Raw genomic sequence first — 26422 nt, forward strand, 5'->3', positions numbered from 1 at the left:
GGGCACGGGAATCAACGGCTCCGAAAACGCGAGTGGCACCGCCCCTTTCGGGACGGTGCCACTCGACTTACGGCGTTGCCACCGCGGCGTCGGTCAGATCACTTGACGATCTTGGTGACGCGACCGGCACCAACGGTGCGGCCACCCTCGCGGATCGCGAAGCGCAGGCCCTCTTCCATGGCGATCGGCTGGATCAGCTTGACGCTCATCTCGGTGTTGTCGCCCGGCATGACCATCTCGGTGCCCTCGGGGAGGGTCACGACGCCGGTCACGTCGGTGGTGCGGAAGTAGAACTGCGGGCGGTAGTTGTTGAAGAACGGGGTGTGGCGGCCACCCTCGTCCTTCGACAGGATGTACGCCTGGCCCTCGAACTCGGTGTGCGGGGTGGTGGTGCCCGGCTTGATCACGACCTGGCCGCGCTCGACATCTTCGCGCTTGATGCCACGAACCAGCAGACCGACGTTGTCGCCGGCCTGGCCCTGGTCGAGCAGCTTGCGGAACATCTCGATACCGGTGACCGTGGTCTTGGTCGTGGTCTGACGGATGCCGACGATCTCGACTTCCTCGTTCACGTTGATCACACCGCGCTCGACACGACCGGTGACGACGGTGCCACGACCGGTGATCGTGAACACATCCTCGACCGGCATCAGGAACGGCTTGTCGGTCTCACGCACCGGGTCCGGGATGGACTCGTCGACGGCGTTCATCAGCTCGACGATCGACTCGGTCCACTTCGGGTCGCCCTCGAGCGCCTTCAGGCCGGAGACGCGGACGACCGGAGCGTCCTCGTCGAACTCCTGGGCAGCCAGCAGTTCACGGACCTCCATCTCGACGAGCTCGAGGATTTCCTCGTCGTCGACCATGTCGGACTTGTTCAGCGCGACCAGGATGTAGGGCACGCCGACCTGACGGGCCAGCAGCACGTGCTCGCGGGTCTGCGGCATCGGGCCGTCGGTGGCCGCCACGACCAGGATCGCACCGTCCATCTGCGCCGCACCGGTGATCATGTTCTTGATGTAGTCGGCGTGACCCGGCGCATCGACGTGGGCGTAGTGGCGCTTCTCGGTCTGGTACTCGACGTGCGAGATGTTGATCGTGATGCCGCGAGCCTTCTCCTCCGGCGCCTTGTCGATCTGATCGAATGCGAAAGCCGCATTCAGATTCGGGAACTTGTCAGCCAGCACCTTGGTGATCGCTGCGGTCAGCGTGGTCTTGCCGTGGTCGACGTGACCGATGGTGCCGATGTTGACGTGCGGCTTCGTCCGCTCGAACTTCGCCTTCGCCACTGGTATGTCCTCCTGGACTGTCTGGTGCGTGCGTTTGCAGCAGTGCGGTTGTTACTTACTGGGGTCGTACGGACTCCCGGCTATTGGGGCAAGTGTCGCACCTGCCCCAATATGCGAATTACTCGCCGGTCGCCTTGGCGATGATCTCCTTCGACACGTTGGCCGGAACCTCCGCGTACGAGTCGAACACCATGGAGAAGTTCGCTCGGCCCTGGGTCTTGGACCGCAGGTCACCGATGTAGCCGAACATCTCCGAGAGCGGAACCAGCGCCTTGACGACACGGGCACCACTGCGTTCCTCCATGGCCTGAATCTGGCCACGGCGGGAGTTCAGGTCGCCGATCACATCGCCCATGTACTCCTCGGGCGTGGTGACCTCCACCGCCATGAGCGGCTCGAGGATCACCGGACCGGCCTTGCGGGCCGCTTCCTTCAGTGCCTGCGCACCCGCGATCTTGAACGCCATTTCCGAGGAGTCGACCTCGTGGTAGGCGCCGTCGAGCAGGCTGGCCTTCACGTTGACCAGCGGGTAACCGGCGAGGACACCGTACTGCATGGCGTCCTGGATGCCCGCGTCCACCGAGGGGATGTACTCCTTCGGGACGCGACCACCGGTGACCTTGTTGGCGAATTCGTAGGTCGCGCCGTCCTCGCCCGTGAACGGTTCCAGGGCGATGATCACGCGGGCGAACTGGCCCGAGCCACCGGTCTGCTTCTTGTGGGTGTACTCGTGCTTCTCGACCGTCTTGGTGATGGTCTCGCGATAGGCGACCTGCGGCTTGCCGATATTCGCCTCGACCTTGAATTCGCGCTTCATCCGGTCGACGTAGATGTCGAGCTGGAGTTCGCCCATACCGCCGATGACGGTCTGGCCGGTCTCCGCGTCCAGCTTCACGTTGAAGGTGGGATCCTCCTCGGCGAACTTCTGGATGGCGGTGCCCAGCTTCTCCTGGTCGGCCTTGGTCTTGGGCTCGATGGCCACCTCGATGACCGGGTCCGGGAAGGTCATGGACTCCAGCACGATCTGATTGTTCGGATCGCACAGGGTGTCGCCGGTGGTGGTGTCCTTCAGGCCGATGACCGCGTAGATGTGGCCCGCCTGCACCTCGGGAACCGGGTTCTCCTTGTTGGAGTGCATCTGGAACAGCTTGCCCAGCCGCTCCTTCTTGCCCTTGGTCGAGTTGATGACCTGAGCACCGGAATCGACATGGCCCGAGTACACGCGCACGTAGGTCAGCTTGCCGAAGAACGGGTGCGTGGCGACCTTGAACGCGAGAGCCGAGAACGGCGCGTCGATGCTCGCGTCGCGGTGGATGATCTCGTCTTCCTTGCCGGGGACGTGACCGTCCGCGCCGCCGTCGTCCAGCGGGGTCGGCAGGTAGTCGATGACGGCGTCGAGCATGGGCTGCACGCCCTTGTTCTTGAACGCCGAACCGCACAGCACCGGGTAGAGCTCGGAGTTGACCGTCCGCTTGCGGATGGCGGCCTTGATCTCCTCGATCGAGAGCTCCTCGCCACCGAGGAACTTCTCCAGCAGCGCGTCATCGGATTCGGCGACGGCCTCCAGCAGTTCCTGGCGGTACTCCTCGGCCCGATCCTTCAGATCGGCCGGGATCTCCACGACCTCGTACTGCTCACCGAGCTTGGTCTCGCCCCGCCAGACCTTGGCATTCATCTCGACCAGGTCGACGATGCCCTCGAAGGTGTCCTCCGCGCCGATCGGCAGCTGGATGACCAGTGGCCGGGCACCGAGGCGTTCCTTGATGGTCCGCACGGTGAAGTAGAAGTCCGCGCCGAGCTTGTCCATCTTGTTGACGAAGCAGATGCGCGGGACGTCGTACTTGTCGGCCTGCCGCCAGACCTGCTCGGACTGCGGCTCGACACCTTCCTTGCCATCGAAGACGGCGACAGCGCCATCGAGCACGCGCAGCGACCGCTCCACCTCGACGGTGAAGTCGACGTGGCCGGGGGTGTCGATGATGTTGATCTGGTTGTCGTTCCAGTAGCAGGTGGTCGCGGCCGACGTGATCGTGATACCGCGTTCCTGCTCCTGGGCCATCCAGTCCATGGTGGCTGCGCCATCGTGGACCTCACCGATCTTGTAGGTGATACCGGTGTAGAAGAGGATGCGTTCGGTTGTGGTGGTCTTACCGGCATCGATGTGGGCCATGATGCCGATGTTGCGGACCTTCTTCAGGTCGGTGAGCACGTCCTGTGCCACGGAAATCTTCCCCGCTCGTAGCTAGTTGGGATCTTCGGGTACGAGACCCGGTGTCGGGTCATCACTATGTCAACGCCGGATGTGGCACCGAAGTGCCACCGCCGACTGTGTGCCTTCCGGCGCCGACACATGTGACGGGCCGGACCGCAATCACCAGCGGTAGTGCGCGAAGGCCCGGTTGGATTCGGCCATCTTGTGGGTGTCCTCACGACGCTTCACCGAAGCGCCCAGACCGTTGCTCGCGTCCAGCAGTTCGTTGGCCAGACGCTCGACCATGGTCTTCTCGCGACGGGCGCGGGCGAAGTTGACCAGCCAGCGCAGCGCCAAGGTGTTGGCGCGGCCCGGCCGCACCTCGATCGGCACCTGGTAGGTCGCGCCGCCGACGCGGCGGGGCTTGACCTCGAGCGAGGGCTTGACGTTGTCGAGCGCGCGCTTGAGGGTGACGACCGGATCGGTGCCGGTCTTCTCGCGCGCCTGCTCCAGGGCGCCGTAGACGATGCGCTCCGCGGTCGACTTCTTGCCGTCCAGCAGGATCTTGTTGACCAACTGGGTGACCACCGGCGAACCGTAGACCGGGTCGTTGATCAGGGGACGCTTGGGAGCGGGGCCCTTGCGTGGCATTAGCTCTTCTCCTTCTTGGCGCCGTAGCGGCTGCGGGCCTGCTTGCGGTTCTTCACACCCTGGGTATCGAGGGAGCCACGGATGATCTTGTAACGCACACCGGGGAGGTCCTTCACACGACCGCCGCGCACGAGCACCATCGAGTGCTCCTGCAGGTTGTGGCCCTCACCGGGGATGTAAGCCGTGACCTCGACCGCGCTGGTCAGGCGAACACGCGCGACCTTGCGCAGCGCGGAGTTCGGCTTCTTCGGGGTCGTGGTGTACACGCGGGTGCACACGCCACGACGCTGCGGGCTCCCCTTCAGGGCCGCGGTCTTGGTCTTGGCGACCTTGTCGCGGCGACCCTTGCGGACCAGCTGGTTGATGGTTGGCATAGACCGGCTTTCCTTGTTTGGTTCTAACGCGGTGTCAGGAACTTCATGTCTGTGTTCAATTGGCCTCGCGCGCCGGAGCCTGCCATTCGGCCGTCCGTCGTTCACGACGCTTTCATCGAGCGTTCGCTCGCACGTCCGTCCACGTTCCTCGCGTCCCGAGGTCGGGCGTGTCGCGCGAGAAACGCAGCCCTTTTTCCGGGCACGCCGGTGGGATCGGCCGCTTTCGCTGGCCTACGCTTTCGCACGAACTTGCCCGGATGGTGCCGGGCACAGCGAACCAGAGTACTCGCGGCAGCGGAGCAGGGTCAAAGCGGGGGTCCCGAGAACCGCTCTCACCTGGCCAGATTGAGTGTGAGCTCGACCAGCTTTCGGGCCGAGGCGCACGGATCGGGATGGGCCGAACCGGCGCGATAGTTGATCCACCAGCCGACGATGCCGGTATCCGGCGCGGCGGCGCTGATACCGCACGAATCCGGATCATTGGGTCTGCGGGTCTCGAGGCCGAGACTCTCACCGAAATTCACATTGGCGGTGCTGTAGCCGAGCCGGTCGTTATTGGCCTTCTCATTGGTGAGCGAGCCGTTCTCGTACCAGTTGAGGGTGGCCATGGCATTACCGCCCGGCGCGCCCAGCACATCCCACATGCACACCGCGCCGTAGAACGACGACTGCGCGTAGGAACCCTTGCCACCGATGATCTCCGCGATCTGGTCGAGGGTCACCGCCTCGCATTCGCGCAGCAACTTGTCGAATTTGGTATTGACCGAATCTCCCGCACCCGCCGCCTGCGGCGTGCCCCGCACAGTCTGTCCACACCCGACGACCGTGCCCCCGACCGCGAGCAACGCGGCAACCACGGCCGCGCCTCGCCGCGCGCGCATCCGAATACCGCGCCGATCCATCTCCCGCCCCCTACTTCAACCGCTGCACGGTGAGCTCGGCCAATTTGCGCATCAAGTCGCACGGGGAGACGCGCCCCGTGGTCCGCCCGGTCTGCATGGACCATTCGAAGAAGTCGTCGTCCAGTTGCACCGCGAGATCGCAGACCGTGCCCGTGGGCTCCAGCGCCTGGAAACCCTGCCGCCCGGCGACCTCGATGGTCTCCGGGCTGCGGCCCTGGGTGGTGACCCAGGCCCGCTCCCGCGCGATGGGACTGCCCCGGTAGGAGGCGAAGGTGACGCTGGGCGAACCGAGTCCGGCCGACTGCCAGTTGCAACCGACGGAATTCCTGCGCACCTGCGAGATTTGCGGTACGCCCGCGGTGGCCCTCACCTCGTCGTCGGTGACATGTCCGCATTCACCGACGAAGGGGCCGAGCGCGGCGACCTTGCGCGGCGGGCGGATCGGCGCGTTGGTGGAATCACCGCTGTCGGAGCCGCAGGCGGACAGCGCCACCACCAAGGTCGCCGCGAGGGCGATCGCCGACTGGATCCGCATACCGGAACTCTACCGACAGATCGCCGCGCGCCACCGGGCGTGCCGTGGCCGGGCCGACCGCCGCGCGGTCGGCCGGGATCCCGTGACCGGTCGGACCCCGGCACGCCGACCGGTCACAGGTTTCCGCGCGCCTCCTGCTCGCGTTCGATGGCCTCGAACAGGGCCTTGAAGTTGCCCTTGCCGAAGCCGAGGGAGCCGTGCCGCTCGATCAGTTCGAAGAAGACGGTGGGGCGGTCGCCGATCGGTTTGGTGAAGATCTGCAGCAGGTAACCATCCTCGTCGCGGTCGACCAGGATGGCGCGGCTCTGCAATTCCTCGACCGGGACACGGACATGGCCGATGCGCTCGCGCAGTTCGGGATCCTCGTAGTAGGCGTCCGGGGCGGTGAGGAATTCGACGCCTTCCAGGCGCATGGCGTCGACGGTGGCCAGGATGTCATTGGTGGCCAGTGCGATGTGCTGAACGCCGGGTCCGCGATAGAAGTCCAGGTACTCGTCGATCTGCGAGCGCTTCTTGGCCACGGCGGGCTCATTGAGCGGGAACTTCACCCGGTGGTTGCCATTGGCCACCACCTTGCTCATGAGCGCGGAGTAGTCGGTCGCGATATCGTCGCCGACGAATTCGGCCATATTCGTGAAACCCATGACGCGCCGGTAGAACTCGACCCACTCGTCCATCCGGCCCAATTCCACATTGCCGACCACGTGGTCGATGGCCTGGAACAGGCGCTTGGGGCGGCCGGGACGCGGCTGCAACACCGATTCGCGGACGATGTAACCGGGCAGGTACGGCCCGTCGTAGCGGGAGCGGTCCACCAGCGTGTGCCGGGTGTCGCCGTAGATGCCGAGTGCGGCGGAGCGGACGGTGCCGAATTCATCGGTCTCGTCATGCGGTTCGACCTCGACCCGCGCACCGTGCTCGCGCGCCCATGCGACGCAGCGGTCCACATCGGGCACCTCGAGCGCGATATCGACAATGCCGTCGCCGTGGCGGTCGTGGTGGGAGATCAGCGGGCTGTCCGGATCGACCGCACCCTTGATGACGAAGCGGGCCGCGCCGCTGCGCAGCACGAAGGATTTGTGGTCGCGATTGCCGGTCTCGGGACCGGAGTACGCCTCGAGGCGCATCCCGAAGGCGGATTGCAGAAAGTGGGCGGTCTGTGTCGCATTGCCGACCACCCAGATCAGCGCGTCCCAGCCGAGGACCGGAAAGGGGTCGACACTGTCGTCGTGATCGACCAATCCGACTAGTTTGCGCAGCTCACCTTGGGTGGGCAGTTGCTCGATCGTCATGGGACCAAGTAATCGTCATCGGCCGTGGATAGGCAATATCGCGACATTTCGGTAGACACTCTGGCGAATTGGACTAGCTGGCCCCCTCCCGTGCTGGACAATTTGACTAGTATGAGCTGGACCACACAGGAGGACCCCGATGTCACGCTCACCGGCGAAACTCGACGAACTCGATCTCGCCATCCTCGCCGCCATGCACGAGTACCAGAAGGCCGGAATACTCGAGCTGTCGCGGCGCACCCGCGTGGCCAGAGCCACCGTGCAGTCCAGGATCGGACGAATGGAGGAGTCGGGGGTCATCTCCTCCTATGATCCCCAAATAGATGTCACCGCAGCCGGTTTCGACGTGCAAGCCTTCGTCACCCTGGAGATCGCCCAGGGCGCGCTCGATACGGTGGCCGCCGAGCTCGCGGCGATAGCCGGCGTGCTCGAGGCGTACGCGACCACCGGGTCCGGCGATGTGCTCTGCCGTATCGGCGCGGATTCGCACGCCGGACTGCAAGCCGTGCTGTTGAGCATCGATCGCACCAGCTCGGTGGTGCGATCGCACAGCGTCATCGTGCTGTCCACGGTGGTCGCGCATCGAACATTGCCGCTGCTGCGCACACTGACGCCGACCGGAACCAGCAAAGCCCCCGCGTACCGCGAGCTACGCGAGGGCTGAGCGGACTCAGCGCAGACCGACCACGACCTTGCCGGTGGCCGTGCGATTCTCCAGCGAGGCCACCGCGGCGGCCGCCTGCTCCAAGGGGTACAGCACCGGCTGCGGCGGGGCGATCGCACCTGCGGCGAGCAGCGGCGCCACCTCGGCCCACTGCTCGGCCAGGTAACCGGGGTGGTTCATCACCCATTCGCCCCAGGCCGCGCCGACGACCTCGACATTCTTGAGCAGCAGTCGATTGACCTTCACGGTGGGGATCTCGCCCGCGGTGAAGCCGACGACGAGCAGGCGGCCACCGGAGGCCAGTGCGCGGACACTGTCGGTGAAGCGGTCCCCGCCCACCGGATCGAGCACGATATCCACCCCGCGCCCGCCAGTCAGCTCGCGCACCGCCGCCAACCAGCCCTCGGCCAGGACCACATCGGTGGCCCCGTTGGCGCGCGCGACCGCCGCTTTGGCCTCGGTGCTGACCACCGCGATCACCCGGCCCGCGCCGAGCGCCGCCGCCATGCGCAGCGTGGCGGTGCCGACACCGCCCGCCGCGCCGTGCACCAGCACGGTCTCCCCCGCGGCGAGGCGGCCGCGATTGCGCAGGCAGAAATGCACCGTCAGATCGTTGAACAGGATGCCTGCCCCCGCCTCGAGCGAGATATTGTCGGGCAGCGCGAACACCATCGCGGTCGGAACCACCGCGACCTCGGCCATGGCATTGCCGAGCAGGGTCAACGCCACCACCCGATCGCCTCGGCGCACGTGGGCGTCGGCGGGCGCCTCCCGCACGATTCCCGCGACCTCGCCGCCGACGACGAACGGCAGTTCCGGTTTCATCTGGTACAGCCCGCGCGACATCAGCACGTCGGGAAAGGCGACCCCTGCCGCGTGCACGTCGATGACCACCCCGCCGGGATAGCCCGCCGGTTCCGCGATATCGACGACCGCGATCGATTCCGGACCTTCGAGCCTGCTGATCTGGGCTGCGCGCATGTGTCGACCTCTTTCGTCCGCTCGGCGATCCGACCTCGCCGAAGACACCTGCCAACCTAAAACACCGCGCGGCCACCGCGCCGCCCGCACCCCGAACCCTGTCCCCCTGAACCGATTCCGGCTATGCTTGCCCGGACTTCAGGCGGGCGGGAAGGGGGATCTTCCATGGCGGAGCAACAGTCGGTGACGGGTGTCCAGGTGGATACGGGCGTCCTGCGCATCTTCGCGAAAAACCTCGGCGACGAGGCCAATAGCATTACCGATCTCAAAGCGGGCGACGAATTCGGCGCGGCCGCAGGCGCGCTACCCGGCACCGAATTCGGCACGGCGGCCAAGCAGGCGGGTGAGGCGGCGAGCAACTGCCTGACCCGCATCGGCGAGCGCTTCACCACCCTCGCCGAGAGCATGCACAATGCCGCGGGCGCCTACGACCAGAGCCAGGATGATTTCGCCACCAAGCTGAAGACGATCGGACTGCGGTGATGGCACTCACCATTCCGGATATCGAGCAGTGGAATCCGCAGGCGCTCGCCACTGCGGGCACCCACGCCAAGACCGTTTACGAAAAGCTCGACGGCGCAGAGCAAAAGGGCATCACCGACACCCAGGGCTTGAACTGGAACGGCGCGGCGGGCAACGCCGCCGCCGAGCGGATGAATACCGAGAAGACGCGCGCCTCCGAGGTCAGCAAGGCTTTGCAGGAGTTGGAGACAGCCTTCACCAGCCAGGTCGACAATCTAGCCAATGCCAAGAGCAAGGTGCTGCAACTGCGCGATCAGGCGCGCGGCGACAGCGCGCATCCCGGTCTGGAAGTACTGCCCAATGGCACTGTCTCGGCGGCCGCACGGATCGCGCGGCTCGGCCCCGACGCGAGCGACAAGGTGGTCCTGCAGGAGGAACTGGCCGCCGCCCAGTGGGAACACCAGATCACCAACGCGCTCGCCGAGGCGGAGAAGGTCGCCACCGCCGCACAAACCGCGGTGAGCACCGCGGCGGGCAAACTCGACGCCGCCTACGGCGGACTCGGCGATCCGAAATCCGTGGCCCCCGCACCGAATACGCGGACCGCTCCCACCGCCGTCACTACTTCCGCAGCAACTTCGGAATCCAAATCCAGCTACTCGACGGGCGGTGGCGGCTCCCAGCATCACGGCAGTTCCGGCGGCAGCGGCTACGGCGCGCCCTCGGGCGGCGGCGTCCCCTCCAGTGGCCGCGTCTCCACTGCCCCGCTGCCCGCGCCCACCGGCGATATGGCCGACTGGATTCGCAAGGCCAAAGAGGAACTGATCAAGATGGGCTACAGCCCGGATCAGATCGATGAGCGAGCGCTGGCGCTGATCATCGAGAAGGAGTCCGGCGGCAACCCGCTGATCGTCAACGAGTGGGACAGCAACTGGGTGGCGGGCCATCCGTCCAAGGGGCTGATGCAGACCATCGACAGCACCTTCGACGCCTACAAGGCCGACGGCCACGGCAATATCTTCGACCCGGTCGACAACATCATCGCGGGCACGCGCTACGCCATAGCCACCTATGGCTCGCTGTCGAATGTGCCCGGCGTGGTCGCGGTCGACAGCGGTCAGGCCTATCAGGGTTACTGATTCGCGTAGGGCGACCGGAGCGATATTCAGAAGCGACCGGAGCGATATTGCGGCGCGCTCGAGCGTGCGATGGCATAACTATGGGTAGCGACGACTCGACGCGAGCATGCTCGACCCGACCCGTAGAGTCGTCTATCAAGCACCGCACGAAGTACGCGGCACCACGTGCAGCGAGGGAGTAGCACCAGTGTCATTCGATCAGCCACTCGCGCCGCTTCCCCCAGAGGGCATGGGTTTCGCCGCGGCGTGGCCCGTCCGGGTGGGCGATGTGGATCCCTACGACCGCCTGCGCTTCGACGGCGTGGCCCGATATCTGCAGGACATCGCCTGGGAGGAATTGCATCGCACCTTCCTGGCCCGGACCGATCCCAATTGGATCGTGCGCCGCACCGTCATCGATGTGGTGCGCCCCATCCTGTGGCCCGATGAGGTGCACCTGCTGCGCTGGTGCTCGAGCATGTCCACCCGCTGGTCCAATATGCGGGTCCGGATCACCAGCGACAAGGGCGGTCTGATCGAGACAGAGGGCTTCTGGATCAATATCAACGGCTCCACCAATATGCCCACCCGCATCAGCGACGAGGGCCTGGCCTACCTGGCGCGATCCACCGAGGAGACCAGACTGCGCTGGCGGCCCTACCTGACCGACGCCACACCGCCGGAATCGGATACCGATCTGCCATTCCCGGTGCGCGCCACCGATATCGACCAGTACAACCACGTCAACAACGCCTGCTACTGGCAGGCGGTCGAGCAGTTCCTGGTCGAATATCCCAAGCTGCTGGCCGCGCCGCACCGGGCGGTGATCGAGTACATCGCGCCGGTGTGGGCGCGCCAGCACGTGACGGTGCGCAGCCGCTACGAGCCCGGCGATGTCACGGGGCGGCCGATGCTGCGGTTGTGGTTCGTGGTCGGGGATATCACCACCACGGTGGTGCGGGTCATGCCACTGCCGAATTGAGTCGCTGCCCCGACATCGGCCGCCGCTCGACCGATGCCGGGACCAGGGCCTACCCCCTGGCGGCCTCGAGCAGATCCTCGCGAGAGGTCAGCTTGACCCGCGGTCGCCCGGCCGACTTGCCCGCCGCCTTCTCCGCCTGGTCGATGGCGCGCCAGCCGTCCCGATCCACCAGATCGGCATTCCGTTGCGCGAGCAGCGTTTTCAGCGCCGCCCGATCGCCCTTCGGCGCGGTGAGTCGACCCGCCGTGAAATCGGTGATCACCTGCTCCACCGTCTCCTCGGCGTCGACCCGGTTGGAACCGATCACCCCGCGCGGACCGCGCTTGATCCACCCGCTGACGTACACGCCGGGCAGCGGCGCGCCATCCGCCCCGATGACCCGGCCATGCTCGTTGGGCACCACGCCGCGCCGATCGTCGAACGGCAGATCCGGCACCGGCTCGCCGCGATATCCGATGGACCGCAGCACCAGCCCGGCCTCGACGCGTTCGGTTCGGTCGGTCGCGCGGGCCACCAATTGGCCGTTCTCCTCGACCAATTCGTTGTGCGCGAAATCCGCGGATGTCACCGCGTCGGCGCCGTTGAGCGCGGTGGGCGCGGCGAGGTAGCGGAAGACGATGCGGCGGTGGGCCGGATCGCGCCGCGCCTGCGAATACTCCACGGCCAGGTTGTATTTGAGCCGCAGCGCGGGCTCGGCCTCCGGATCCTCCAGCAGGGCTCGACTACCCGCGTCGAGCGTCGTCTCGGCCGCGTCGATGACGATATCGACACCCTTCAGGTGACCGAGGGCAAGGAATTCCGGCGAGGTGTACGCGGCTTGCAGCGGTCCGCGCCGACCCAGCACGACCACTTCGCGAATATTGCTCTGCCGCAACGCCGCCAGCGCGTGATCGGCGATATCGGTCTTGGCCAGCTCCTGTGGGTCCATCGTGAGCACCCGCGCGACATCGAGGGCCACATTGCCGTTGCCGACGATGACCGCCCGCTCCCCCGACAGGTCGAAGACGTGCTCCGCGTAATCGGGATGACCGTTGTACCAGGCGACGAATTCGGTCGCGGAATGGCTGCCCGGCAGGTCCTCGCCCGGCACACCCAGGCGCCGATCGGTGGACGCGCCGACCGCGTAGATCACCGCGTGGTGGTGGGCCAGCAGTTCCTCGTGCGAGATGTGGGTGCCCACCTCGACATTCAGGTAGTACTGCAGCGTGTCGCGGCGGAAGGCCGATTCGAACATGCCCGAGACCAGTTTGGTCTCGGGATGGTCCGGCGCGACGCCCGCGCGCACCAGGCCCCACGGCGTCGGCAGCCGATCGAACATCTCCACCTGCGCATCGCAGCGCCGCAGCAGATCCTCGGCGGCGTAGCAGGCGGCCGGTCCCGCGCCGACGATGGCGACCCGCAGCGTGCCCAACTCCTTGGGTGGGCGGACCGGCGCGAGGATCGGATCGAAGTTCGTCTCCAGCGGGTGCCGTTCGAAATAGGCGGCGTTGACATCGCGGAAGCGCGCCAGCGACGCGATCAGATCGTCCTCGGCGAAGATCGCCTCGACCGGGCAGGCGTCGACGCAGGCACCGCAGTCGATACAGGTGTCGGGGTCGATGTAGAGCATTTCCGTGGTCGCGAACTCCGGCTGATCCGGGGTGGGGCGGATGCAGTCGACCGGGCACTCTGGAACGCAGCTGGCGTCGTTGCAACAGCGCTGCGTAATGACGTAGGCCATAGTGTGCAGATCCTCGAAAAGGTACGTGGGCTGGGCTCCCGCAGCCGGGGTCGCGGGGCGCCGGATTGTGACGCACCTTTCAGTTTGCCTCGAGTGTGTTACAGACCTCCGCGCCGGAGGGGTTTAATCGGACGCCGTCCCGGAAGCATTACCGTAGCGCTATGGTGCGGACCCTGATCCTGATGCGGCACGGTAAATCGGCGTATCCCGAGGGTGTGGGCGATCACGAGCGGCCGCTGGCACCGCGCGGGCGACGCGAGGCCGGATTGGCCGGGCAGTGGCTGCGCCGCACGCAACCGCCCATCGACGCGGTGCGCTGCTCGACCGCCACCCGCACCAGACAGACCCTGACCGCCACCGGAATCGATGCGCCCGTGGTCTACGAGGCCGGAATCTACGAGGCAGCGCCGCGCGCGCTGATCGAGTTGATCCAGCTCGGCGACGATTCCGTCGAGACACTGCTCGTCATCGGGCACGCGCCGGGGATGCCGTGGACGGCTTGGGAATTGGCCGGCAATCGGGATTCCGACCAGGCGGTGGAGCTGAGCCGCAAATTCCCGACCTCCGCGCTGGCAGTGCTGGAATTCGACCGGCCGTGGGCCGATATCGACGCGGGCACGGGCGAACTGGTGCGCTTCCACATCCCGCGCTGAGCCTGCCCCGCTACTTCAGCAGCTTGCCTCCCGCCACAGCGACCACGCCGAGCACCACCAGCAGCACGAAGGCGGCGAATCCGCCGAACAGCCACCAGACGACGCCGAGCGCGACCACGAAGGGGGCGGCGGCGACGGCCGCGATCACCGGGGATTCCTTGACGGTCTCCAGGGCGGAACGCGCCCGAATCCGCTTGATTTCCTTACCAGGCATGGCATCCAGCGTATGCCGGAAATCCGGTTTTCGGGCTCAGTGTCTCGAGTGGCCGCCCAGCGAGGCGGTGATCACGGCGGGAGGCGTCCACGAGGCCAGTAGATTCGCGCGCTCCTGCGGGGTCAGGTGGTGCCTGGCCCACATCCGTTGCGCGTTGCGGCGGCACGCGGAAACGAGCTCGGGCGCGGTGCGGTAGCGCAATCCCATGACATTTCTCCTTCTCGAGCCTGTCATTGTCGATCCGCCGCGCCACGGCGCGCGAGAGGTACCCGATGATCTCTACGGGTTCCATATACGACCGTAAAGGCGTCGTGAGTACGCTGCGGGAAGCACCCACGGCATTCCGGAAGGAGCACCCGCCATGACCGAAGCGGCACAGATCGAGGTCGGCGACAACCCGGCGGAGCAGCGTTACGAGATCCGCTACGACGGCGCGCTCGCCGGATTCGCCGAATACGAGGAAATAGGCGACGAGACGGTATTCGTCCACACCGAGGTGGACAGCGCCTTCGCGGGTAAGGGGCTCGGCGGCATTCTGGCCAAGGGCGCGCTCGACGATGTGGTGCGGCGCGGCCGGGTGATCCGGCCGCTGTGCCCGTTCATCAAGTCGTGGCTGGACAAGCATCCGGAGTACGACGCGCAGGTGATCGGGAAGGGCGTCATTCGGTGAGTGATCTCGAGGCCGCGCCGGGCTGCGACGTCTGCGAGCCCTCCCCCGGTCCGGGTCCGGTGGCCGAGCGCTATCCGGCGCGGGAGGTGCCGCTCGGCGGTGTGCGCGGCGTCTTCGTCGAGCGGGTGCTGCCGCAGCGCGATCTGCCGACCGTCGGGGCGTGGTGCTTCCTGGACCATTTCGGTGCGCCGACACTCACCAAGACCGATGCGCCCCCGGATATCGATCCGCACCCGCACATCGGCCTGCAAACGGTGACCTGGCCGTTCGAGGGCCGCATCCGGCATCGGGATTCGGTGGGTTCGGAGGTGATGATCGAACCGGGCCAGCTCAATCTGATGACCTCGGGTCGCGGCATCGCGCATTCGGAGTACGCCGACCGCGCCGCGCCCGCGGGTCACGGACTCCAACTGTGGATCGCCCTGCCCGGCAGCAACACCGGCATCGAACCCCACTTCGAACAGCATCGCGAATTGCCCGTCTACACCGCGCCGGGCCTGCGCGCCACCGTACTCATCGGCACCCTCGCGGGCCTGACCTCCCCGGCCGTCGCCTACACCCCGATCGTCGGCGCCGATATCCGCCTCGAACCCGGCGCGAAGGTGCGCATCCCGCTCGAGAACCGTTTCGAGCACGCACTTCTCGTGATCGACGGCCAACTCACCGCCGACGGTCACGAACTCGCGCCGGGTCCGCTGCTCTACCTGGGCACCGACCGCGAAGACCTGGTCCTGAGCAGCACCGTCGGCGCGCACTTCGCCCTGATCGGCGGTGAACCCTTCGCCGAGGAACTGGTCATGTGGTGGAATTTCGTCGGCCGCACCCACGAGGAGATCGCCACCGCCCGCGCCGACTGGGAGCGCCACGACACCACCCGCTTCGCCGATATCGCGGGCCACCCACCGACCCAACGCATCCCGGCCCCACCCCTGCCCCCGCTGCACCTCAAACCCCGCAAACGCCGAATCGGCCCGAACCACCACTGAATTCGGCTGCCGATCCCACCCCGGTGCTCAGCTAGAGGCATGTCCCGCCTCGGCGGTCAGCGTTTGAGTGCCGATGACACGCAGCAGGTCCAGACGCTCGGCCGCGTCGGTGCCGGGGAGCGGCAGGTACACCAGGAGGCGCTGTTGGGCGTTCGGGGTCAGCAGTGTCTCGCAGGTGCACGCGATGAGGCCGACCTCCGGGTGAGCGATGCGCTTGACGTCCGAAAGGCGCACGGCCACCTCGTGTTCGTCCCATAGCGCGGCGAATTCGGTGCTGGCGGAACGCATGAGCGCGATGTACTCGGTGACGTCGGCGTCGCCCGCGCGGCGCGCGGCGGTGGCCCGCAGATCGGCGACATGTTTGCGGCCCAGCCGATCCCAGTCCTCCTGTGGGAAGGCCGACCGCGACTCCGGTTCGACGAACCAGCGATAGGCGTAGAACCGCTGCCATCCGCGCAGCAGCGTGTTGTCGCCGACCAGCAGGGTGTGCATGCGGTTCTGCACCAGCGATTCGCCCAGATCGGTGATCACCGTGGCGGGCGCGTCGTCGAGTTTGGCGAGCAGATGCATGATCCCCGGCCCGACGTGCCGGTCGGCGCGCGAATGCGCGGGGGCCGGATGACCGACCAGGTGGTACAGGTGGTCGCGCTCATCGGCCGAGTAGCGCAGCGCCCTGGCCAGCGCGTCGAGCACCTGCACCGAGGGGCGAGGGCCGCGCGACTGCTCCAGACGGGTGTAGTAATCCGTGGACATACCGGCCAGCATGGCGACCTCGTCCCGGCGCAGACCGGGGGTTCGCCTGCGCGCGCCGGGCGGTAGCCCGACCTCCGCCGGGGTCAACTGCTCGCGACGTCTGCGCAGGAAATCGGCCAGTTCGGGGCGATCCATACCCGTAACTCTCCCGGAGACCCGCGCCATTTGCCAGGGATCGGCGATCCCCCGATGAACAATCTCTGCCGCGGCCCGCGATCATAGGACAGGCTCTATTGCATGACGCAGACGATCCCCTCAGTCCAACTCGGCAGCACCGGTCCCCGTGTCGGCCGCATCGGCCTCGGCGCGATGGGCATGTCCGGTATGTACGGCCCCGCCAGCGAGGTCGAATCAGTGGCCACCGTGCACGCGGCACTCGATTCCGGAGCCAACCTGATCGATACCGGCGATTTCTACGGCATGGGCCACAACGAGATGCTGATCGGCCGCGCCATCGCCGAACGGCCCCGTGACGAAGTTGTCCTGAGCGTGAAGTTCGGTGCGATGCGCGGCCCCGACGGCGCTTTCGTCGGCACCGACGGCCGCCCCGCCGCCGTGCGCAACTTCCTGTCCTACTCGTTGCAGCGGCTGGGCGTCGACCATATCGATGTGTACCGCCTGGCCCGGCTCGACCCGAATGTCCCGATCGAGGACACCATCGGGGCCATCGCCGAACTCGTCCAGGCGGGTTATGTGCGCCATATCGGACTGTCCGAGGTCGGTCCGGACACCATCCGGCGCGCCGCCGCCGTGCATCCGATCGTGGATCTCCAGATCGAGTACTCGCTGATCTCGCGCGGTATCGAGGACGCCATCGCGCCGACCTGCCGTGAACTCGGTATCGGCATCACCGCCTACGGTGTGCTGTCCCGAGGTCTGCTCAGCGATTCGGTGCGACCGGGAACCACCTTCGCCCCCACCGATTTCCGCGCGCACAGCCCGCGTTTCCAGGGCGAGAACCTGGATCGGAATATGCGACTGGTCGACGCGCTGGGCGAGATCGCCCGCGCGCGTGGAGTTTCGGTGGCGCAATTGGCCATCGCCTGGGTGCTCACCCGCGGCGCGGATATCGTGCCCATCCTCGGCGCACGCACCACGGCGCGCTGGGCGGAAACCGTTGGCGCGCTCGATATCACCCTCACCGCAGCGGAATTGGCGGCCATCGAGGCCGCGGTGCCCGCCGATCAGGTGGCGGGCGAACGCTACGCGAGCGCGCAGATGGCCATGCTGGACAGCGAACGCTGAGACGCATTCAGGAGGGCGCGAATCGCGCCCTCCCGCGCGGGCAACGGATCAGCGGCGAACGAACACCGCCGAATTTCCGGATATGCCGAGCAATTCCGAAATATTCGCCAATGGTGAATCACCACCGGACATCGACGTCGGAGAAATATCCGCCCTAACGGCCACCGGTCGACCGGCAGGCCCGCTCCCCCGACGACGCCGATATCGCTTGCAGGACACGACGTTCCACAGCAGCGCGCAGTACGCGCAACCGCCGCCTGAACCCCATCTCCGTCGCCATCATGTACTACCTCTCGTCATATTCGGTATCCCGACGGTAGCAAGGACCACCGACAATCGAAACCGAATTTCGGCGATTGGTACGCCTACGTGGTTACCGACTGAGCGGCAAACGCGAAGATCACCACGACCAATCCGATCGCATTGGCGACGGTCGTTGCGATCGCCCAGGTCTTCGCCTTGTTCGAGGATTCGACGGCGCCCTGGTAATCGCCCATGCCCCACTTGGATTTCACCTGGTTGGCGAACACTACCGAAGTGATACCCAATCCGAGACCGATAAACCCGCAGAAGAACAGGCCGAACACCGTGGCAATGATGGCCCACGCCAAGTGATTCGGCGGCATCTCGCCCTGCGGCTGCTGATATCCGGGCTGATATCCACCCGGTTGGGGATATCCCGGCTGATATCCGCCCGGCTGCGGATATTGCGGCTGAAATCCCGGATCCTGCGGCTGGCCGCCACTATTGGGGTACGGCTCATTGGGCCAGCCAGGGGTCTGCCCATATGTCATGAAAAGCACTCTCCTTCACGCGAGGAGGAATGTCCGATTCCCCCCTCGCCGAGCAATCTAGCGCCCCACAATCCCGCAGTCGAATCGACTCGCGGAATCGAACGCCGGTACCGGAGTTACCCCACCGCATTCCTCGCGAAACGCGAACGGCCCCCGCATCTTTCGATGCGGGGGCCGTCCTTGCTCTAGTGCCTGATGGGCACTGCCTGCGAAGCCGCCCATAGCCCCGCGCATGCCGGAGCGAAGGCAGAGGTACGCCTAGCGGTAGTCGCTGAACCCGTAGTCGTCCAGCGGCACGGCAGCACCGGTGGTCTGGCCGAAGCTCTCCGGGCTGTAGTAGGTGTCGTCGTAGGACGGCACCGCGTACGCCTGAGCGCGCGCCTCCTCGGTGGGCTGCACCTGGATGTTCCGGTACCGGTTGATACCGGTACCCGCCGGGATGAGCTTACCGATGATCACGTTCTCCTTCAGGCCGATGAGCTTGTCGGAGCGGCAGTTGATCGCCGCGTCCGTGAGCACACGGGTGGTCTCCTGGAAGGAGGCCGCCGACAGCCACGAATCGGTGGCCAGCGACGCCTTGGTGATACCCATCAGCACCGGACGACCCGAGGCGGGCTCCCCGCCCTCGGCGACGACGCGACGGTTGGCCGCCTCGAACTCCGAGCGCTCGGTCAGCGAGCCGGGCAGGAACTCCGTCGCACCCGAATCGATGATCGTGACGCGCCGCAGCATCTGCCGGACGATGACCTCGATGTGCTTGTCGTGGATGGACACACCCTGCGACCGGTACACCTCCTGGACCTCGTGGACCAGGTGGATCTGCACCTGACGCGGACCCATCACGCGCAGCACCTCGTGCGGATCGGCCGCACCCTCGAGCAACTGCTGGCCGACCTCGACGTGGTCGCCGTCGGAGAGCAGACGCTCGGAGCCGTCGTCGTGCTTGAACACGCGCAGCCGCTGCCGCTTGGAGAGCTTGTCGTAGACAACCTCTTCGCCACCGTCATCCGGGATGATGGTGATCTTGTAGAAGCGGTCGTCGTCCTCCATGCGCACCCGACCCGAGACCTCCGCGATGGGGGCCTTGCCCTTGGGCACGCGGGCCTCGAACAGTTCCTGCACACGGGGCAGACCACCGGTGATGTCGTCACCCGCGACACCACCCTGGTGGAAGGTGCGCATGGTCAGCTGGGTACCGGGCTCACCGATGGACTGGGCGGCGACGATGCCGACGGCCTCGCCGATATCGACCAGCTTGCCGGTGGCCATCGAACGGCCGTAGCAGACCGCGCAAACGCCGGTGCCGGTGGTGCAGGTCAGCACGGAGCGGACCTTCACCTCGGTGATACCGGCATCGAGCAGCGCCTCGAGCGCCGGATCACCCAGGTCGTGACCCTTCGACACGATGACATTGCCCTTGGCGTCGACCGCGTCGGCCGCCAGGGTGCGCGCGTAGGTGGAGGTCTCCACATGCGCGTCGCGAATGAGCGAGCCATCGGCCTGCTTCTCCGCGATCGGCACGATGATGCCGCGCTCGGTGCCACAGTCGGTCTCGCGCACGATGACATCCTGCGAGACGTCCACCAGACGACGGGTCAGGTAGCCCGAGTCGGCGGTGCGCAGGGCGGTGTCGGCCAGACCCTTTCGCGCGCCGTGGGTGTTGATGAAGTACTCCAGCACCGTCAGGCCCTCACGGAAGGAGGACTTGATCGGCCGCGGGATGAACTCACCCTTCGGGTTGGTGACCAGGCCCTTCATACCGGCGAGGGTACGGGTCTGGGTGAAGTTACCGGTCGCGCCCGAGTCGACGATCGTGATGATCGGGTTGTCGGCCGGGTAGTGCGCGCGCAGCGCCTTACCGACCTCCTCGGTGGCCTCCTGCCAGATCTTGACCAGGGCGTTGTTGCGCTCCTGGTGGTCCAGCGCGCCGCGCTGGTACTTCTTCTCGATCTGGTCGGACTGCGCCTCGTAGCGCTCCATGATCTCCGCCTTCTCCGGCGGCACCAGCACGTCGGACATGGAGACGGTGACACCGGAGCGGGTGGCCCAGTAGAAGCCCGCGTCCTTGAGCTTGTCCACGGTTTGCGCGACCACGATCATCGGGTAGCGCTCGGCGAGATCGTTGATGATCGTCGCCTGCCGCTTCTTGGGCATGGGCTCGTTGATGAACGCGTAGTCCACCGGGAGCAGCTCGTTGAACAGCACCCGACCCAGCGTGGTCTCGGTGGTCCACGCGTCGCCGCGCTGCCAGCCCTCGGGGAACAGCTCCGCCTCGACGTCCTTGGGCGGACGCTGTTCTGTCAGCCGGACCTTGATGTTGGAGCGCACGGTGAGCTCGCCGCGATCCACGGCCATCTGCGCCTCGGCGGGCGAGGAGTAGACGCCGAATTCCGGCTCGTCCTTGGTCGCGGGCCGGTACTCGCCCTTCGCGCCCTCTTCCAGGCGGGTCAGGTAGTACAGGCCGGTCACCATGTCCAGGCGGGGCATGGCGAGCGGGCGGCCCGAGGCGGGCGAGAGGATGTTGTTCGACGACAGCATCAGGATGCGGGCCTCGGCCTGCGCCTCCGCCGACAGCGGCAGGTGCACGGCCATCTGGTCACCGTCGAAGTCGGCGTTGAACGCCTCACAGACCAGCGGGTGCAGCTGGATGGCCTTGCCTTCGACCAGCTGCGGCTCGAAGGCCTGGATACCGAGGCGGTGCAGGGTGGGCGCGCGGTTGAGCAGCACCGGGTGCTCGGCGATGACCTCTTCGAGGACATCCCACACCTGGGAGCGCTGCCGCTCCACCATCCGCTTGGCGGACTTGATGTTCTGCGCGTGGTTCAGGTCGACCAGGCGCTTCATCACGAACGGTTTGAACAGCTCCAGCGCCATCAGCTTGGGCAGACCGCACTGGTGCAGCTTGAGCTGCGGGCCGACGACGATGACCGAACGGCCCGAATAGTCGACGCGCTTACCGAGCAGGTTCTGGCGGAACCGGCCCTGCTTGCCCTTGAGCAGATCCGACAGCGACTTGAGCGGACGGTTGCCCGGTCCGGTGACCGGACGGCCGCGGCGGCCATTGTCGAACAGCGCGTCCACGGACTCCTGCAGCATCCGCTTCTCGTTGTTGACGATGATCTCGGGGGCGCCGAGATCGATCAGTCGCTTGAGGCGGTTGTTGCGGTTGATGACGCGGCGGTACAGGTCGTTCAGGTCGGAGGTGGCGAAGCGGCCACCGTCGAGCTGGACCATCGGGCGCAGTTCCGGCGGGATCACCGGGACCGCGTCGAGCACCATGCCCATGGGCGAATTGCCATTGGCCTGGAACGCCGCGACCACCTTGAGTCGCTTGAGCGCGCGCAGCTTCTTCTGGCCCTTGCCGCTGCGAATGGTTTCGCGCAGGTTCTCGGCCTCGGCGTCGATGTCGAAGTTCTCCATCAGCTTCTGGATGGACTCCGCGCCCATCGCGCCGGTGAAGTACTCGCCGTAGCGGTCGATGAGCTCGCGGTAGAGCACCTCGTCCACGATCAACTGCTTGACCGACAGCTTGGTGAAGGTGGTCCAGATCTCCTCGAGCCGGTCCAGCTCGCGCTGGGCGCGGTCGCGCAGCTGACGCATCTCGCGCTCGCCGCCGTCCTTGACCTTGCGGCGGACGTCGGACTTGGCGCCCTCCTGCTCGAGTTCGGCCAGATCGGCCTCGAGCTTCTGGGCGCGGGCCTCGAGGTCGGCGTCGCGCTGATCGGCGACGGCCTTCTTCTCGACCTCCATCTCGGCCTCGAGGGTGGACTGCTCGTTGTGGCGCAGTTCGTCGTCGACGCCGACGATGACGTAGGCGGCGAAGTAGATGATCTTTTCCAGATCCTTCGGGGCCAGATCGAGCAGGTAGCCCAGGCGCGAGGGCACGCCCTTGAAGTACCAGATGTGGGTGACGGGAGCGGCCAGTTCGATATGGCCCATCCGCTCGCGGCGCACCTTGGCGCGGGTCACCTCGACGCCGCAGCGCTCACAGATGATGCCCTTGAAGCGCACGCGCTTGTACTTGCCGCAGTAGCACTCCCAATCCCTGGTGGGACCGAAGATCTTCTCACAGAACAAGCCATCCTTCTCCGGCTTGAGCGTGCGGTAGTTGATGGTCTCCGGCTTCTTCACCTCACCGTAGGACCACTGGCGGATGTCTTCTGCGGTGGCCAGGCCGATCCGGAGTTCATCGAAGAAGTTGACGTCTAGCACGTAACTTCCTTTCCCCTGTTCGGGTCGAATTCGAGCAAAAGTTCACTGGTTACCGAACGCGGAGGCCGAATGTCGTTGACGAACAACGACATTCGGCCCACCACCTAGTTGGCCAAATCGTCGACGGTGGCCGCTTCGTTCCGGGACAGGTTGATGCCCAGATTGGCGGCGGCCCGCTCCAGATCCTCGTCCTCGCCCTCGCGCAACTCGATCGCCGCACCGTCGGAGGACAGCACCTCGACATTGAGGCACAGCGACTGCAACTCCTTGAGCAGCACCTTGAACGACTCCGGAATACCCGGCTCCGGGATGTTCTCGCCCTTGACGATCGCCTCGTAGACCTTCACGCGGCCAACGACATCGTCGGACTTGATGGTCAGCAGCTCCTGCAGCGTGTAGGCCGCGCCGTAGGCCTGCATGGCCCAGCACTCCATTTCGCCGAAACGCTGACCACCGAACTGCGCCTTACCACCGAGCGGCTGCTGGGTGATCATCGAGTACGGACCGGTCGAACGGGCGTGGATCTTGTCGTCGACCAGGTGGTGCAGCTTCAGGATGTACATGTAGCCGACCGCCACCGGGTACGGGAACGGCTCGCCGGAGCGACCGTCGAACAGGATCGCCTTGCCGTTCTCGTCGACCATGCGCTCACCGTCGCGGTTGGGCAGGGTCGAGGCGAGCAGACCGGTCAGCTCCTCCTCGCGCGCACCGTCGAACACCGGGGTGGCGATATTCGAGTCGGCGGGCGCGCCGAGCATCTCCTCGGGCAGGTTCTTGGCCCACTCGGGTTCGCCGTCGACCTGCCAGCCCGCCTTGCCGATCCAGCCGAGGTGGGTCTCCAGGATCTGACCGATATTCATACGACGCGGCACGCCGTGGGTGTTCAGGATGATGTCGACCGGGGTGCCGTCGGGCATGAACGGCATGTCCTCGGTGGGGAGGATCTTGCCGATGACGCCCTTGTTGCCGTGGCGACCGGCGAGCTTGTCGCCGTCCTGGATCTTGCGCTTCTGCGCCACGTACACGCGCACCAGCTCGTTGACACCGGGGGGCAGGTCGTCGTCGTCCTCGCGGGAGAAGACCCGGATGCCGATGACCTTGCCGGACTCGCCGTGCGGCACCTTCAGGGAGGTGTCGCGCACCTCGCGCGCCTTCTCGCCGAAGATCGCGCGCAGCAGCCGCTCCTCCGGGGTCAGCTCGGTCTCGCCCTTCGGGGTGACCTTGCCGACCAGGATGTCGCCGTCGCGGACCTCGGCACCGATGCGCACGATGCCGCGCTCGTCCAGATCGGCGAGCACCTCATCGGAGACATTCGGGATATCCCTGGTGATCTCCTCGGCGCCCAGCTTGGTGTCGCGGGCATCGATCTCATGCTCCTCGATGTGGATCGAGGTGAGGACGTCCTCCTCCACGAGGCGCTGCGACAGGATGATCGCGTCCTCGTAGTTGTGGCCCTCCCACGGCATGATGGCCACGAGCAGGTTCTTGCCCAGCGCCATCTCGCCGTTCTCGGTGCACGGACCGTCGGCGAGCACCTGACCGTGCTCGACCCGCTGACCCTCGTCCACGATCGGACGCTGGTTGGAGCAGGTGCCCTGGTTCGACCGGTTGAACTTGCGCATCCGGTAGGACTTGCGGGTGCCGTCGTCGGCCATGACGGTGACGTAATCGGCCGAGACCTCCTCGACCACGCCCGCCTTCTCGTTGACCACGACATCGCCCGCGTCCACCGCGGCGCGCAATTCCATGCCGGTGCCGACCAGCGGCGACTCGGAACGGATCAGCGGCACGGCCTGACGCTGCATATTCGCGCCCATCAGTGCGCGGTTCGCGTCGTCGTGCTCGAGGAACGGGATCATGGCCGTGGCCACCGACACCATCTGGCGCGGCGAGACGTCCATATAGTCCACCTCGGCGGCGGCGACGAACTCGACCTCTTCACCGGCACGGCGCACCAGGACGCGGTCCTCGAGGAACCGGCCGTCGGCGTCGACCGGCGAGTTGGCCTGCGCACGGATGTGGCGGTCCTCCTCGTCGGCGGTCAGGTAGACGACATCGTCGGTGACCCGACCGTCGATGACCTTGCGGTAGGGCGTCTCGATGAAGCCGAACGGGTTGACCCGCGCGTACACCGACAGCGAGCCGATCAGGCCGATGTTCGGGCCTTCCGGGGTCTCGATCGGGCACATGCGGCCGTAGTGCGAGGGGTGCACGTCGCGGACCTCGAGGCCCGCACGCTCACGGGACAGACCGCCGGGACCCAGCGCCGAGAGGCGACGCTTGTGGGTCAGGCCCGAGAGCGGGTTGTTCTGGTCCATGAACTGCGAGAGCTGGGAGGTTCCGAAGAACTCCTTGATCGCGGCCACGACCGGGCGGATGTTGATCAGGGTCTGCGGCGTGATGGCCTCGACGTCCTGGGTGGTCATCCGCTCGCGGACCACACGCTCCATCCGGGACAGACCGACCCGGATCTGGTTCTGGATGAGCTCGCCGACGGTGCGCAGGCGACGGTTGCCGAAGTGGTCGATATCGTCGACCTCGACCGGCACCTCGGCCCCGCCCGGCGCGGTCATCATCTTGTCACCGGAGTGCAGACGCACCAGGTACTCGATGGTGTTGACGATATCTTCCTTCGTCAGCACCGAGCCGGTGACCTGCTCGCCCAGGTGGATGCCGAGCTTCTTGTTGATCTTGTAGCGACCGACGCGCGCCAGGTCGTAGCGCTTCTCCTTGAAGAACAGGTTCTCCAGCAGGGTCTGCGCCGACTCCTTGGTCGGCGGCTCGCCCGGACGCAGCTTGCGGTAGATATCGAGCAGCGCCTCGTCCTGGCCCGCCGTGTTGTCCTTCTCCAGGGTGGACATCATGATCTCGGAGAAGCCGAAGCGCTCGTGGATCTCTTCCGCGGTCCAGCCCAGCGCCTTGAGCAGCACGGTGACCGGCTGACGACGCTTGCGATCGATGCGCACACCCACGGTGTCGCGCTTGTCGACGTCGAATTCCAACCACGCGCCGCGGCTCGGGATGACCCGCACGCTGTGCAGATCCTTCTCGGTGCCCTTGTCGACGGAGTGATCGAAGTAGACGCCCGGCGAACGGACGAGCTGCGAGACGACCACACGCTCGGTGCCGTTGATGATGAAGGTGCCCTTGTCGGTCATCATCGGGAAATCACCCATGAAGACCGTCTGGCTCTTGATCTCGCCGGTGTTGTTGTTGATGAACTCCGCGGTCACGAACAAGGGGGCCGCGTAGGTCATGTCCTTGTCTTTGCACTCGTCGATCGAGGCCTTGACCTCTTCGAAGCGCGGATCGGAGAAGGACAGGGACATGGAGCCGGAGAAGTCCTCGATGGGCGAGAGCTCCTCGAGCACCTCCTCCAACCCACCGACTAGGCCGACGTCACCACGAGCGGCGGCCCGCTCGCGCCATTGCGGCGAACCGATCAACCAGGCGAACGATTCCGTTTGAAGATCGAGAAGACCCGGTACCTCCAAGGGCTCGCGAATTTTCGCGAAAGACACCCGCTTAGGGGCTCCGGGGATTCCGGCAACTGCCTTGGTCTGGGTGGAGACTGCCAAGATGCGTCCTTCCAGCACCTCACGCGCGTCGCGTGGTGGTCCGCGACCGTCGCTTGTCTGCTACGTTCAGATTCTCGCTGGTCACGTCCCACATGAACCCGAAGCAGCAAGCAGCGGAAGTAACACCGGAAGGGTGAACTTACGTGTGCAAATCGA

The 26422-nt window shown here is 66.1% G+C and carries 23 protein-coding genes; 8 read left to right on the forward strand and 15 right to left on the reverse strand.

The features are described from left to right. Positions 1-98 precede the first annotated feature (98 nt). The 7 genes from tuf to hppD all read right to left on the reverse strand — a co-directional run bounded on the left by tuf (position 99) and on the right by hppD (position 7234). Positions 99-1289, reverse strand: coding sequence for an elongation factor Tu (tuf, locus tag D5S18_RS09190; RefSeq protein ID WP_120039403.1), 1191 nt, complete (start codon positions 1287-1289; stop codon positions 99-101). Between the two features lie 118 nt (positions 1290-1407). Further along, complete coding sequence (gene fusA / locus D5S18_RS09195; protein ID WP_120039404.1) at positions 1408-3510, reverse strand: elongation factor G; 2103 nt, start codon at positions 3508-3510, stop codon at positions 1408-1410. 150 nt (positions 3511-3660) lie between these two features. Beyond that, the gene (rpsG, locus tag D5S18_RS09200) at positions 3661-4131 is read right to left on the reverse strand and encodes a 30S ribosomal protein S7 (protein ID WP_120039405.1); all 471 of its coding nucleotides are present in this window, start codon (positions 4129-4131) and stop codon (positions 3661-3663) included. Continuing rightward, positions 4131-4505, reverse strand: a complete 375-nt coding sequence (rpsL, locus tag D5S18_RS09205; protein ID WP_014353064.1) for a 30S ribosomal protein S12 — start codon at positions 4503-4505, stop codon at positions 4131-4133. The genes rpsG and rpsL overlap by 1 nt, the downstream gene beginning before the upstream one ends. A 332-nt stretch (positions 4506-4837) precedes the next feature. After that, on the reverse strand, positions 4838-5386 hold the full coding sequence (locus tag D5S18_RS09210) for a DUF3558 domain-containing protein (protein ID WP_120040445.1): 549 nt from the start codon (positions 5384-5386) through the stop codon (positions 4838-4840). A 31-nt stretch (positions 5387-5417) separates the two neighbouring features. Further along, positions 5418-5942 carry a DUF3558 domain-containing protein gene (locus D5S18_RS09215; RefSeq protein WP_120039406.1) on the reverse strand — a complete coding sequence of 175 codons (525 nt, stop codon included), beginning with the start codon at positions 5940-5942 and terminating at the stop codon, positions 5418-5420. Positions 5943-6055: 113 nt separating this feature from the next. After that, positions 6056-7234 carry a 4-hydroxyphenylpyruvate dioxygenase gene (gene hppD / locus D5S18_RS09220; protein WP_120039407.1) on the reverse strand — a complete coding sequence of 393 codons (1179 nt, stop codon included), beginning with the start codon at positions 7232-7234 and terminating at the stop codon, positions 6056-6058. A 139-nt stretch (positions 7235-7373) separates the two neighbouring features. On the opposite strand from hppD, the gene D5S18_RS09225 reads away from it, so the two are divergent. Then, entirely contained in the window at positions 7374-7898 is a 525-nt protein-coding gene (locus tag D5S18_RS09225; RefSeq protein WP_120039408.1) for an Lrp/AsnC family transcriptional regulator, read from the forward strand. Between the two features lie 6 nt (positions 7899-7904). Here D5S18_RS09225 and D5S18_RS09230 read toward each other — a convergent pair whose 3' ends face one another. Then, positions 7905-8879, reverse strand: a complete 975-nt coding sequence (locus D5S18_RS09230) for an NADPH:quinone oxidoreductase family protein (RefSeq protein ID WP_120039409.1) — start codon at positions 8877-8879, stop codon at positions 7905-7907. Between the two features lie 165 nt (positions 8880-9044). Here D5S18_RS09230 and D5S18_RS09235 point away from each other — a divergent pair, with 165 nt between their 5' ends. The 3 genes from D5S18_RS09235 to D5S18_RS09245 all read left to right on the forward strand — a co-directional run bounded on the left by D5S18_RS09235 (position 9045) and on the right by D5S18_RS09245 (position 11441). Further along, the gene (locus tag D5S18_RS09235) at positions 9045-9362 is read left to right on the forward strand and encodes a type VII secretion target (protein ID WP_120039410.1); all 318 of its coding nucleotides are present in this window, start codon (positions 9045-9047) and stop codon (positions 9360-9362) included. After that, complete coding sequence (locus D5S18_RS09240; RefSeq protein ID WP_120039411.1) at positions 9362-10480, forward strand: transglycosylase SLT domain-containing protein; 1119 nt, start codon at positions 9362-9364, stop codon at positions 10478-10480. Before D5S18_RS09235 ends, D5S18_RS09240 begins: the two co-directional genes overlap by 1 nt. Positions 10481-10667: 187 nt before the next feature. Next, positions 10668-11441 carry an acyl-[acyl-carrier-protein] thioesterase gene (locus D5S18_RS09245; protein ID WP_203236667.1) on the forward strand — a complete coding sequence of 258 codons (774 nt, stop codon included), beginning with the start codon at positions 10668-10670 and terminating at the stop codon, positions 11439-11441. A gap of 49 nt (positions 11442-11490) precedes the next feature. Here the strand turns inward: D5S18_RS09245 and D5S18_RS09250 are convergent, their stop codons facing one another. Next, positions 11491-13161 carry an FAD-dependent oxidoreductase gene (locus tag D5S18_RS09250; RefSeq protein WP_120039413.1) on the reverse strand — a complete coding sequence of 557 codons (1671 nt, stop codon included), beginning with the start codon at positions 13159-13161 and terminating at the stop codon, positions 11491-11493. A 161-nt stretch (positions 13162-13322) separates the two neighbouring features. Between D5S18_RS09250 and D5S18_RS09255 the strand changes: the two genes are divergently transcribed. After that, complete coding sequence (locus tag D5S18_RS09255) at positions 13323-13814, forward strand: SixA phosphatase family protein (protein WP_120039414.1); 492 nt, start codon at positions 13323-13325, stop codon at positions 13812-13814. Between the two features lie 10 nt (positions 13815-13824). Here D5S18_RS09255 and D5S18_RS09260 read toward each other — a convergent pair whose 3' ends face one another. Both D5S18_RS09260 and D5S18_RS09265 read right to left on the reverse strand, forming a co-directional pair. Beyond that, positions 13825-14028, reverse strand: coding sequence for a hypothetical protein (locus D5S18_RS09260; protein ID WP_120039415.1), 204 nt, complete (start codon positions 14026-14028; stop codon positions 13825-13827). A gap of 36 nt (positions 14029-14064) precedes the next feature. Next, positions 14065-14235 carry a hypothetical protein gene (locus D5S18_RS09265; protein WP_203236668.1) on the reverse strand — a complete coding sequence of 57 codons (171 nt, stop codon included), beginning with the start codon at positions 14233-14235 and terminating at the stop codon, positions 14065-14067. A 154-nt stretch (positions 14236-14389) separates the two neighbouring features. Between D5S18_RS09265 and D5S18_RS09270 the strand changes: the two genes are divergently transcribed. Both D5S18_RS09270 and D5S18_RS09275 read left to right on the forward strand, forming a co-directional pair. Next, the gene (locus D5S18_RS09270) at positions 14390-14698 is read left to right on the forward strand and encodes a GNAT family N-acetyltransferase (RefSeq protein ID WP_120039417.1); all 309 of its coding nucleotides are present in this window, start codon (positions 14390-14392) and stop codon (positions 14696-14698) included. Next, positions 14695-15684, forward strand: coding sequence for a pirin family protein (locus D5S18_RS09275; RefSeq protein ID WP_120039418.1), 990 nt, complete (start codon positions 14695-14697; stop codon positions 15682-15684). The genes D5S18_RS09270 and D5S18_RS09275 overlap by 4 nt, the downstream gene beginning before the upstream one ends. Before the next feature lie 27 nt (positions 15685-15711). Here the strand turns inward: D5S18_RS09275 and D5S18_RS09280 are convergent, their stop codons facing one another. Continuing rightward, positions 15712-16572 (reverse strand): helix-turn-helix transcriptional regulator, encoded by an 861-nt coding sequence (locus tag D5S18_RS09280; RefSeq protein ID WP_120039419.1) that lies wholly within the window; start codon positions 16570-16572, stop codon positions 15712-15714. Positions 16573-16674: 102 nt separating this feature from the next. Between D5S18_RS09280 and D5S18_RS09285 the strand changes: the two genes are divergently transcribed. Beyond that, positions 16675-17682 carry an aldo/keto reductase gene (locus D5S18_RS09285; protein ID WP_120039420.1) on the forward strand — a complete coding sequence of 336 codons (1008 nt, stop codon included), beginning with the start codon at positions 16675-16677 and terminating at the stop codon, positions 17680-17682. Positions 17683-18047: 365 nt separating this feature from the next. Here D5S18_RS09285 and D5S18_RS09290 read toward each other — a convergent pair whose 3' ends face one another. The 3 genes from D5S18_RS09290 to rpoB form a co-directional block, all read right to left on the reverse strand. After that, positions 18048-18476: a CD225/dispanin family protein gene (locus tag D5S18_RS09290; protein WP_120039421.1), complete on the reverse strand. Its 429-nt coding sequence runs from the start codon at positions 18474-18476 to the stop codon at positions 18048-18050. Between the two features lie 258 nt (positions 18477-18734). Then, positions 18735-22688 (reverse strand): DNA-directed RNA polymerase subunit beta', encoded by a 3954-nt coding sequence (locus D5S18_RS09295; protein WP_120039422.1) that lies wholly within the window; start codon positions 22686-22688, stop codon positions 18735-18737. A gap of 104 nt (positions 22689-22792) precedes the next feature. Further along, positions 22793-26284, reverse strand: coding sequence for a DNA-directed RNA polymerase subunit beta (gene rpoB, locus D5S18_RS09300; RefSeq protein WP_120039423.1), 3492 nt, complete (start codon positions 26282-26284; stop codon positions 22793-22795). Positions 26285-26422 lie beyond the last annotated feature (138 nt).

It is taken from the genome of Nocardia panacis (genome assembly GCF_003598715.1).
In the GTDB taxonomy this organism is placed as follows: Bacteria; Actinomycetota; Actinomycetes; order Mycobacteriales; family Mycobacteriaceae; genus Nocardia; species Nocardia panacis.

Coding starts and splice junctions, on each gene's coding strand:
- rpsG (WP_120039405.1), bottom strand. CDS start 4,131: ATGCCACGCAAGGGCCCCGCTCCCAAGCGTCCCCTGATCAACGACCCG.
- D5S18_RS09225 (WP_120039408.1), top strand. CDS start 7,374: ATGTCACGCTCACCGGCGAAACTCGACGAACTCGATCTCGCCATCCTC.
- D5S18_RS09210 (WP_120040445.1), bottom strand. CDS start 5,386: ATGCGCGCGCGGCGAGGCGCGGCCGTGGTTGCCGCGTTGCTCGCGGTC.
- D5S18_RS09270 (WP_120039417.1), top strand. CDS start 14,390: ATGACCGAAGCGGCACAGATCGAGGTCGGCGACAACCCGGCGGAGCAG.
- D5S18_RS09235 (WP_120039410.1), top strand. CDS start 9,045: ATGGCGGAGCAACAGTCGGTGACGGGTGTCCAGGTGGATACGGGCGTC.
- D5S18_RS09280 (WP_120039419.1), bottom strand. CDS start 16,572: ATGGATCGCCCCGAACTGGCCGATTTCCTGCGCAGACGTCGCGAGCAG.
- D5S18_RS09255 (WP_120039414.1), top strand. CDS start 13,323: ATGGTGCGGACCCTGATCCTGATGCGGCACGGTAAATCGGCGTATCCC.
- D5S18_RS09260 (WP_120039415.1), bottom strand. CDS start 14,028: ATGCCTGGTAAGGAAATCAAGCGGATTCGGGCGCGTTCCGCCCTGGAG.
- D5S18_RS09265 (WP_203236668.1), bottom strand. CDS start 14,235: ATGGGATTGCGCTACCGCACCGCGCCCGAGCTCGTTTCCGCGTGCCGC.
- D5S18_RS09240 (WP_120039411.1), top strand. CDS start 9,362: ATGGCACTCACCATTCCGGATATCGAGCAGTGGAATCCGCAGGCGCTC.
- D5S18_RS09290 (WP_120039421.1), bottom strand. CDS start 18,476: ATGACATATGGGCAGACCCCTGGCTGGCCCAATGAGCCGTACCCCAAT.
- D5S18_RS09230 (WP_120039409.1), bottom strand. CDS start 8,879: ATGCGCGCAGCCCAGATCAGCAGGCTCGAAGGTCCGGAATCGATCGCG.
- D5S18_RS09250 (WP_120039413.1), bottom strand. CDS start 13,161: ATGGCCTACGTCATTACGCAGCGCTGTTGCAACGACGCCAGCTGCGTT.
- rpsL (WP_014353064.1), bottom strand. CDS start 4,505: ATGCCAACCATCAACCAGCTGGTCCGCAAGGGTCGCCGCGACAAGGTC.
- D5S18_RS09215 (WP_120039406.1), bottom strand. CDS start 5,942: ATGCGGATCCAGTCGGCGATCGCCCTCGCGGCGACCTTGGTGGTGGCG.
- D5S18_RS09285 (WP_120039420.1), top strand. CDS start 16,675: ATGACGCAGACGATCCCCTCAGTCCAACTCGGCAGCACCGGTCCCCGT.
- hppD (WP_120039407.1), bottom strand. CDS start 7,234: ATGACGATCGAGCAACTGCCCACCCAAGGTGAGCTGCGCAAACTAGTC.